The organism is Tritonibacter sp. SIMBA_163, from assembly GCF_046535935.1.
Lineage (GTDB): Bacteria > Pseudomonadota > Alphaproteobacteria > Rhodobacterales > Rhodobacteraceae > Epibacterium > Epibacterium scottomollicae.
Window position 1 is genome coordinate 1 of sequence record NZ_JAWJBP010000531.1, and the last position, 267, is coordinate 267.

Consider the following 267-nt stretch of genomic DNA (forward strand, 5'->3'; position numbering starts at 1 on the left):
GACAAGCACGGCCTGGTCATCTGACGGGAAAAGCTCCGAGAAATTGGCGCGGCCTTTGAATGATTTCAAGCGTTCGACCATCGAGCCCATCTGTTCTTTGATGGACACTTCCTGGCGCGCGACACGCGTCGACAAAGGCGCCCTTAACTGCTTCCGGCGCAGCATTTTCTGGAACGCACCGAGCATATCGTAAGGATTGGCTTCATCGGCCAGGAAATCCGACGGCGCTTGCAGTTCCGATAAATCAGCAGGCGCTTTGGAATAAAG

The 267-nt window shown here is 54.7% G+C and carries 1 protein-coding gene; it reads right to left on the bottom strand.

What is annotated here, in order from left to right:
- On the bottom strand, positions 1-267 hold a 267-nt coding region (locus R0J92_RS23405), incomplete at both ends, for a segregation/condensation protein A (protein WP_411053437.1).